The sequence below is a fragment of the Nonomuraea sp. AD125B genome (genome assembly GCF_041402765.1).
GTDB lineage: Bacteria > Actinomycetota > Actinomycetes > Streptosporangiales > Streptosporangiaceae > Nonomuraea > Nonomuraea bangladeshensis.
Window position 1 is genome coordinate 11,071 of the sequence record NZ_JBGLOU010000039.1, and the last position, 8,322, is coordinate 19,392.

Genomic DNA, 8,322 nt, shown 5'->3' on the forward strand with positions numbered 1-8,322 from the left:
GGCTTGTCCTCAGCCTTCGGCTCGGTCGTGGGCTCGGTCGTCGGCTCAGCCTTCGGCTCGGTCTTCGGCTCGGCCTTCGCCTTGGGCTCCGCGGCGGGCTCGGGCTGCGCGGCCGGCTTGGACGGCGCGAAGATGACCGGCTCCGGCTTGGCCTTGGCGGTGCCGTTCGTCTCACCGGCGGCGGGACGCGGCGCGAAGATGACCGGCTCCTTGCGCGCCGGCTTGTCCTCCTCGCTCACGGCCGGCGCCGCGGCGATCTGCTCGGCGGCGGAGGGACGCGACTCGTCCGTCTCCTCGCGCTCCGCCTTGCCGCCGATGCCCTTGATCGAGTTCTTCACCCGGTCGACGACCAGCAGCGCCTGTCCGGCGGCGCTGAGCGTGTTCTGGATGACGAGCAGCGGAAGGTCTTTGGCCTTCTCCTTGAGCTCGTCCTTGTTGGTGACGGTTTTAGCGATGTTGCGTATCACGTCGCTGAGGGACATGACGTCTCCCTGGGAGGTCAGTATTGGACGGCCAGTCTGGCAAACCGCGGGCTAGCACGCACGGGGCGGGCCAGATGGTCGCTCCACGTAGCATAAGAAGTATGGAGCCCCAGACCCCCTCTTCCCGCCGAGTCCTCGTAGCCAAGCCACGGGGCTACTGCGCCGGAGTCGATCGAGCCGTGGTCGCGGTCGAGAAGGCGCTGGAGCAGTACGGCGCCCCGATCTACGTCCGCAAGCAGATCGTTCACAACACGCACGTGGTCAAGACGCTCGAGGCCAGGGGCGCCATCTTCGTCGAGGAGACCGAGGAGGTGCCCGAGGGCTCGATCGTGGTGTTCTCGGCCCACGGCGTGTCGCCCGCGGTGCACGAGGAGGCCAGGGAGCGCAACCTGCGCACCATCGACGCCACCTGCCCGCTGGTCACCAAGGTGCACAACGAGGCCAAGCGGTTCGCCGGCCAGGACTACGAGATCCTGCTGATCGGGCACGAGGGCCACGAGGAGGTCGAGGGCACCTCGGGCGAGGCGCCGCAGCACATCCAGCTCGTCGACGGCCTCGACGCCGTCGACCAGGTCGAGGTGAAGGACCCGAGCCGGCTGGTGTGGCTGTCGCAGACCACGCTCTCGGTCGATGAGACCACCGAGACCGTGACCCGGCTCAAGCAGCGCTTCCCCAACCTGCTCGACCCGCCGAGCGACGACATCTGCTACGCCACCCAGAACCGCCAGATCGCGGTCAAGGAGATCGCCGCCGAGGCGCAGCTCGTCATCGTGGTCGGCTCCGAGAACTCCTCCAACTCCAAGCGCCTGGTCGAGGTGGCGAAGGACTACGGCGCCGACGCCTCCTACCTCGTCGACAACGCCGACTTCATCCGCGACGAGTGGCTGGAGGGCGTCACCACGGTCGGCGTCACGAGCGGCGCGTCGGTGCCCGAGGAGCTGGTCGAGGAGGTGCTGGCGCGTCTCGCCAAGCACGGATTCGGTGACGTCACCGAGGTCGAGCCGGTGCAGGAGAGCATGCGCTTCGCCCTGCCCCACGAGCTGCGCAAGGACCTTCGCGCCCGAGCCTGAGCCTGAATCCGGGTCGCCGGAGCGGCGGGGGAGCGGTCAGTCCTCGCCGCGCGGCGTCCCGTAGACCTTGGGCTCGAAGTAGCCCTCGGGCTCGGGCACGAACGTCGGCTGCCGCGGGCGCGGCGCCTCCGCGTCCGCCTTCAGCTCCGCCCGCAGGTCGCGTACGTTGTCCCACAGGCCGCGCCGCAGCGCCACGCCGAGCACGACGGCCGAGCCGGCGAACAGCCACGGCGCGCCGCGGGTCAGCGACGTGTAGAGGCCGAGCGCCAGCGACTGCACGATCGACACCGAGCCGAGCGCCCGCCCGAGCTCGACGAAGAGCGTCGCGCAGAAGAACACCAGCGGGGGCGCCACCACCAGCGACAGCAGCTCGCGCCGGTTGACCAGCAGCACGCCCAGCAGGCTCGACACCAGGAAGGCCGCGCCGACGACCTGCTGGACGCCGAGCAGCGCCGCCAGCACGTAGCCGGCCAGGGTGGCGACCAGGGCGAGCGCGATGGCGCCCCGAGCGGTCAGCCTGACGGCGGGCTTTCTGCCCTTCTCCACCACCGGTCCACCCCCGTTCACTACGTCCCGTTGGCCAACTTACCGTTGGAGTGGGAGAACAGTGACGGGGTTTCCAGCAGTTCGGGGGATGCGAGGGGCCTCGGCAGGCCGTCGAGCATCTCCGGAGGGTCCAGGTCGCCGTCCACGACGCCCAGCTCGTTGAGTTTGCGCGCGGTGACCAGCACGCGGCTTTCGAGCGATCCGACCGACTTGTTGTACGCCTCCACCGCCCGGCTCAGCGCCCGGCCCAGCGAGTCGACGTTCCTGCCGAGGGACGAGAGCCGCTCGTACAGCTCCTTGCCCAGCTCGAACACCGCCCGCGCGTTCTCGCTCAGCGCGGCCTGCTGCCAGGCGTAGTGCGCGGTGCGCAGCATCGTGATCAGCGTGGTCGGCGTGGCGATGTGCACCCGGCGCGCCATCGCGTACTCCAGCAGGCCGGGGTCGCGTTCGAGCGCGGGGGCGAGGAACGCCTCGCCGGGGATGAACAGCACCACGAACTCCGGCGACGGGTTGAACGCCTGCCAGTAGGACTTGGCGGCCAGCCGGTCGATGTGCTCGCGCACGTGCCGGGCGTGGGCGTCGAGCCGGACCGTGGCGAGCGACTCGTCGGACGCCTCCGCGGCCTCCAGATAGGCCGCCAGCGAGACCTTGGAGTCGACCACGATGTTCTTGCCGCCGGCCAGCCGTACGACCATGTCGGGGCGCATGGAGCCCTCGGCGACCTGCTCGTCGAAGTCGCAGTGGCGCTGCATGCCGGCGATCTCGGCGACCCGGCGCAGCTGGAGCTCGCCCCAGCGGCCCCGGGCCTCCGGCCGTTGCAGGGCGCGCACCAGGGCGGTGGTCTGGGAGCGGAGCTGCTCGCTGCTCTCGCGGACGAACTCCATCTGCTTGGCCAGCTCGGCCCGCGCCGCGCGCTGGCCGGACTCGGTGTCGCGGAGCTGGGTCTCGACCCGCGCCAGGGCGTCCTTCAGCGGCTCGACCAGGTGCTCGACGGCCTGCCTGCGCTGCTCCAGGTCGCCTGCGGCCTCGGCCCTGGTGGCGGCGAGCCTGGTCTCCGCGAGCTCCAGGAAACGGAGGTTGTTGACGTCGAGCGCTCGGGTGGACAGGGCCTGGAACCGCTCGGCGAGCTGCTCCTCGACGTAGACGAGCTTGTCGGCGGACGCCTTGGCGCGGGCGTCGGCCTCGGCCACCCGGACCGCCGCGCGGGTCCTCGCCACGAGGAAGCCGACGAGCAGCCCGACGGCCAGACCGATGACAAGCGCGACGACGTCCACTCGATCGATGATTGCAGGACTCCGCGCCCGGTTCCGCCCGACACGCTACGGGCGAACCGCCCGGGCGCGGCGGCAAGTAAACTCGCTGTCCGTGAGTCTCTCCATCGGCATCGTCGGCCTGCCCAACGTCGGTAAGTCCACGCTGTTCAACGCGCTGACCAAGACCGGCAACGCGCTCGCGGCCAACTACCCGTTCGCCACGATCGAGCCCAACGTGGGCATCGTGGGCGTGCCGGACGACCGCCTGCCCGTGCTGGCCGAGATCTTCGGCTCGGCGCGCATCCTGCCCGCCAAGGTCGAGTTCGTCGACATCGCGGGCCTGGTCAAGGGGGCCTCGGAGGGACAGGGGCGGGGCAACCAGTTCCTCGCCAATATTCGCGACACCGACGCGATCTGCCAGGTGATCCGGGTCTTCGGCGACCCCGACGTCACCCACGTCGACGGTGAGATCTCCCCCAAGCGGGACATCGAGACGATCAACACCGAGCTGATCATGGCCGATCTGCAGACGGTCGAGAAGGCCGTACCACGCCTGCAGAAGGAGGCGCGCAACAACAAGGACAAGAAGGCCGCGCTGGAGGCCGCCGAGGCCGCGCTGGCCGTCCTGGAGACCGGCAAGACCATCTTCGAGAGCGGCCTCGACCGCGAGGAGCTGCGCGAGCTCCACCTGCTGACGGCCAAGCCGTTCCTCTACGTGTTCAACCTCGACGCCGACGAGCTCACCGACACCGCGCTCAGGGAGCAGCTCTCGACGCTGGTCGCCCCCGCCGAGGCCGTCTTCCTCGACGCCAAGATCGAGTCCGAGCTGGTCGAGCTCGACGAGGAGGAGGCGCTGGAGCTGCTGCAGTCGGTCGGCCAGGAGGAGTCGGGCCTGCGCCAGCTCGCCCGGGTCGGCTTCGAGACGCTCGGCCTGCAGACCTACCTCACGGCGGGCCCCAAGGAGACCAGGGCCTGGACCATCCGCAAGGGCGCCACGGCCCCCGAGGCGGCCGGCGTGATCCACACCGACTTCCAGCGGGGCTTCATCAAGGCCGAGGTGGTCTCGTTCGACGACCTGGTCGAGGCCGGCTCGATCGCCAACGCCCGCTCGGCGGGCAAGGCGCGCGTCGAGGGCAAGGACTACGTGATGCGCGACGGCGACGTGGTGGAGTTCCGCTTCAACGTCTGACGGCCGCGCCCGGCGCGTCTTTCGTCGACCTTGCGTGACGCTTCGCTACGCTGTGTTGCCGACACTGTCATGGTGACGTGCCGAACGTGTTTAAGTGTCAACCACTTTGGGCCCCCGCGCGTCGAATCGTCACGGCGTTCACGCTGACTCGGGAGGCCCCTCATGATCCGTCGCATCATCCGGAAACGACGCCCCGCTCCGACGCTCGCGGGGATCAGCCTGGAGGAGGAGCTGGCCCTGATCAGGGTCGAGCTCATGTACGGCCTGCGCGTCAACAGGGAGGCTTACCTGCGCAGGAAGGTGGACGAGCGCAACGAGATGGTCAGCCGCATGCGCGAGCGCGACGCCGCGGAGATGCTGGCCGACCTGCGCGGCTCGCTGGAGCGGTCGGTCCGCCCGACGGTCGTCGACCTTCAGAGCAGGGCCGGGACCGTCCAGGGCGGGGCCGCCGATGCCCAGAGCCGCACCGGCGTCGTAGATCTCCAGAGCCGGCGCCGGGGGCGTTCGATGCAGGATCCCGAGCCCGCCTGAACGCGGCTCCGACATCCGCGGCCCATACCGAATGCGCAGGTCGTGAGAGGTTCATGCCTGTTCTGGACAGGAATCCGTGGCCGTCGCGCTAGGCGGTTTTAGGCGTTTGTCCTGGTCATAAGCCGTTTCTGCCGGGGACTGATGGGAATCGGTACTGACGCCTGTCGCAGAGCCCCGGTTTGCCGTAAGGGCGGTCGTGCCTGCAGCATGGGCGTGGCTTTCCTGGAAGAATGGCGGAGACCGGATAGGGTGACTACTTCACCGCGGATGATGGGGATCGGCAACGGACGACACCGCGCCAGCCGGGGGGATCGGCGCGAGCGGAGGCGTGATGGCTCGTAGGTCTACCGTCCAGCACGATCCTCGGATCGCTGACGGGCCCGGGCTTTCCGCAACCCTGGACCCGGCCGACTACGACGTGCCGCCGCCCCGCCGGCCGCGGCGCGGTGGCTGGTCCGGCGGCGGCGGGCGATGGCTCGTCTGGGTGGGCCGCATCATTCTCTGGGCGCTTATCGTGGTTATCGTGGTGAATGGGATTCGTGCACCATTTGAGCGATTTACCCAGCAAGAGGGCACAACGTCCAATGCGGATGCCCCGGCGGCCGAGACAGGTTTCCCCACGCAGCGGGGGATGGCGTTCGCCGCCCAGTTCGCAGGGGTCTATCTCAATTTCAGCCCTGACGACGCGGACAGCAGGTCGCGCAAACTCGCGGCGTTCCTGCCCGACGCCTCCGACCCCCAGATGGGCTGGGACGGTTTCGGCAAGCTGGCCGCCGTCGCGATCCAGGCGTACGACATCGAGGTCGGCGACGACCAGAACGCCGTGGTCAGCGTGGCCTTCCAGTCCGGGCCGCGGCGCATGATGCTGTCGGTGCCGATCTACTACTCGGGCGACGATGGCGGCAGGCGCTTCGTGGTGTCCGGGCGGCCGGCGATCCTGCCCGCGCCCGGCCCGGCCGAGCTGCCCCAGATCGCGCCGCCGGAGACCGACGACGCGGCGGCCGCCGAGCTGAAGCCGCAGCTGGAGGGCTTCTTCAAGGACTACGCGTCCGGCGAGACCGCCGGGCTGCAGCGCTACGTCGCCGCCGGCAAGAGCCTGCCCAGCTTCGGCGGCGCGTTCACCTTCGCCGAGCTCAAGAAGGTCGTGGTGCCTGTGGGGGGTGCCACAAGAGAGATTCAGGCGGTGGTCGTGTGGGTCGTGCCGAACGGCGACGCCCCGCCCACCCCGAACGCCACCGACCCCGCGGCGGTGGGCGCGCGTTTGGAGCAGGCCTACCGGCTCACCGTCGAGAAGCAGGGCGACAAGTGGTTCGTCGCCGACATCCGCGGCGCCGGGCGGGTCGTTGACTAAAGGCCCGTCCGCGCCGCAGAACGGTACCCCCCGGGAGGACGAGAAGTGACCTTGAAGACCATAGTGCTCTCCTTGCTGCAAATGACGCCGGCGCCCACGTCGACCGGCATCGACACCGGAGGGCTCGCCGACTTCCTACGGGCGTTCTTCGCCCCGTTGTTCCTGGTGGTGGTGTCGGTGGTCGCGCTGTTCTTCCTCTTCACCCGGGAGATCACCCGGTTCGTGCAGTTCTTGATCTTGGCGGTGGCCATCGGGGTGATCTTCTACGTTCCCAACATCATTGAGGTGACGGCAAAGGCGATCGCCGGCGCACTGGGCATCAAGTAAAGGGTTGAGACCGTCCGGCGGCGGTCATACACGAGCGGGTGAGGGAGGAGGACCGGGTGGACCTGCCCACGTACACGAACATCTGGCGCATCGAGAAGCGGCTCTACAAGCTGTACGACCTACGCCTGCCGATGCCGCTCCCCATCGTCTGGATCGGCGTCTTCGTCGGGGTGTTCGTCCCGTGGTCCCTCCTGCTGATCCTGGTGGGCGTGCCGGTCGCGATGCCGTGGCACGTGCTGTTCCTGGTGCCGCCGGGCATCGTGACGTGGCTGTCGACCCGTCCCGTCATCGAGGGCAAGCGGCTCACCGAGCTGCTGGAGTCCCAGATGCGCTACCTGGGTGAGCCGAAGGCCTGGTACCGCCTCGCGCCCGGGGCCGAGCCGGAGACGGTCACCTTCTCCGCCCGCGTGTGGCGCACCGCGCCGGTCCGGGTCAAGGCCCGGCGTCCCGCCAAGGCGCGGCAGGCGCAGCGGCGGGCCGAGGAGCAGCGGGCGGCGGGTCCGCGGCAGGTCCGGCCGGCGGTCGCCGCCGCTGCCGCCGCGGCCGGGCAGGCTCCGGTCGCCGAGCCGACGACCGGGCGTACGGGCTGGGGCTCCCGCCGCGGCACGGCTCCCGCGCTGCGCGGGCGGGCGCGACAGGGCACCGCCGAGGCACTTCCCGCCGGACGCGAGCGCCCGCTGGCCCTCCCACCCGGCACCGACCCGAACGGCGCGGACCGGCCCATGGAGACCGGCCGCGAACGGGTCCGGCAGGAGGACGGCGCGAAGGCCGCCCGTGCGCGGGCGCGGGCGCGGCAGGAGGCCGGCGCAGAGGCCGTTCGCGGGCAGGTCCGGCAGGAGGGCGGCGCGGAGGCCGTTCGTGGGCAGGCTCGGCAGGAGGACGGCGCGCGCCGCAAGGGCGGCAAGCGGCGGATCTTCGGCCGGGACGACGCGGTCCAGGAGGCCGCCAGCCAGCAGACCGCCCTCCGCGAGGCGGCACTGCGCGAGGCGGCCCTCCGCGAGGCCACTCTTCGCGAGGCAACCCACGGAGCTGGTGAGGAGCCGGCCACTCGCCTGGCGACCCCGTCACGGCCCGCGCAGGAGCCCACCGCTTCCGAGCAGGGCCAGGATGAGGCATCGGCCCCTGAGCAGGGCGAGTCGGCGGCCGGCGAGCGCACGGCATCCCCTCGCGAGCGTGACGAGACGCAGGCTCAGGACCAGGCCGAGGCGCGAGTTCATGGCGAGGTCGCCGAGTCCGAGAGCAGCGAAGCCCGTGGTGATGGCGAGGCGGAGGGGCGAGACGTCCGTGGCGGGACGGTCGTGCCCATCCGCTCGGGGGGTCAAGGTCGTAAGTCCGCCGCCGCCAAGCCGATCGACACCGAGGCGCTGCGGCGACTGAGAAGGCTCGCGGCGAGCGCCGACGCCCCGTCGGACGCCGCCGCCCGCTCGGATGCCCGTACGGATGCCGGTGACCGGGTCGGCAGCGAGCGGCCCGAGGACGAGGTCGCCCGCGACCAGCACCGGAAGGGCCAGCCGCCGAGGCTGGGCCCGGCCCTGGTGCTCCCGGGCCCGCACCGCGCCTGGCCGCCGCTCGA

8 protein-coding genes and 1 pseudogene are annotated in these 8,322 nt (G+C 70.7%); 6 read left to right on the forward strand and 3 right to left on the reverse strand.

What is annotated here, in order from left to right:
• A pseudogene (locus ACBR40_RS46825) lies at positions 1 to 482 on the reverse strand (hypothetical protein); the annotation flags it as partial.
• Positions 483 to 583: 101 nt separating this feature from the next.
• Between ACBR40_RS46825 and ACBR40_RS46830 the strand changes: the two are divergent.
• Positions 584 to 1,552, forward strand: coding sequence for a 4-hydroxy-3-methylbut-2-enyl diphosphate reductase (locus ACBR40_RS46830; RefSeq protein ID WP_364454821.1), 969 nt, complete (start codon positions 584 to 586; stop codon positions 1,550 to 1,552).
• A 36-nt stretch (positions 1,553 to 1,588) separates the two neighbouring features.
• Here ACBR40_RS46830 and ACBR40_RS46835 read toward each other — a convergent pair whose 3' ends face one another.
• Together ACBR40_RS46835 and rmuC are read right to left on the reverse strand one after the other, a co-directional pair.
• Entirely contained in the window at positions 1,589 to 2,098 is a 510-nt protein-coding gene (locus ACBR40_RS46835; RefSeq protein WP_344210760.1) for a DUF6542 domain-containing protein, read from the reverse strand.
• A 20-nt stretch (positions 2,099 to 2,118) separates the two neighbouring features.
• The gene (gene rmuC, locus ACBR40_RS46840; protein ID WP_371252927.1) at positions 2,119 to 3,372 is read right to left on the reverse strand and encodes a DNA recombination protein RmuC; all 1,254 of its coding nucleotides are present in this window, start codon (positions 3,370 to 3,372) and stop codon (positions 2,119 to 2,121) included.
• 91 nt (positions 3,373 to 3,463) lie between these two features.
• On the opposite strand from rmuC, the gene ychF reads away from it, so the two are divergent.
• From ychF to ACBR40_RS46865, 5 genes are all read left to right on the forward strand, one after another.
• On the forward strand, positions 3,464 to 4,540 hold the full coding sequence (gene ychF, locus ACBR40_RS46845; RefSeq protein WP_344210758.1) for a redox-regulated ATPase YchF: 1,077 nt from the start codon (positions 3,464 to 3,466) through the stop codon (positions 4,538 to 4,540).
• A gap of 162 nt (positions 4,541 to 4,702) precedes the next feature.
• Positions 4,703 to 5,071, forward strand: a complete 369-nt coding sequence (locus ACBR40_RS46850; protein WP_344210756.1) for a hypothetical protein — start codon at positions 4,703 to 4,705, stop codon at positions 5,069 to 5,071.
• A gap of 631 nt (positions 5,072 to 5,702) precedes the next feature.
• The gene (locus ACBR40_RS46855; RefSeq protein ID WP_371252928.1) at positions 5,703 to 6,422 is read left to right on the forward strand and encodes a conjugal transfer protein; all 720 of its coding nucleotides are present in this window, start codon (positions 5,703 to 5,705) and stop codon (positions 6,420 to 6,422) included.
• A gap of 81 nt (positions 6,423 to 6,503) precedes the next feature.
• The gene (locus ACBR40_RS46860; protein ID WP_240778098.1) at positions 6,504 to 6,749 is read left to right on the forward strand and encodes a hypothetical protein; all 246 of its coding nucleotides are present in this window, start codon (positions 6,504 to 6,506) and stop codon (positions 6,747 to 6,749) included.
• Between the two features lie 38 nt (positions 6,750 to 6,787).
• Positions 6,788 to 8,322, forward strand: a 1,535-nt coding sequence (locus ACBR40_RS46865; protein ID WP_371252929.1) for a TcpE family conjugal transfer membrane protein, incomplete at its 3' end; no start/stop codon positions are given.

What these genes read in the sequence shown, in the direction of transcription:
- ACBR40_RS46830 (WP_364454821.1), top strand. Translation starts at nt 584, where the DNA reads ATGGAGCCCCAGACCCCCTCTTCCCGCCGAGTCCTCGTAGCCAAGCCA.
- ACBR40_RS46850 (WP_344210756.1), top strand. Translation starts at nt 4,703, where the DNA reads ATGATCCGTCGCATCATCCGGAAACGACGCCCCGCTCCGACGCTCGCG.
- ACBR40_RS46855 (WP_371252928.1), top strand. Translation starts at nt 5,703, where the DNA reads ATGGCGTTCGCCGCCCAGTTCGCAGGGGTCTATCTCAATTTCAGCCCT.
- ACBR40_RS46860 (WP_240778098.1), top strand. Translation starts at nt 6,504, where the DNA reads ATGACGCCGGCGCCCACGTCGACCGGCATCGACACCGGAGGGCTCGCC.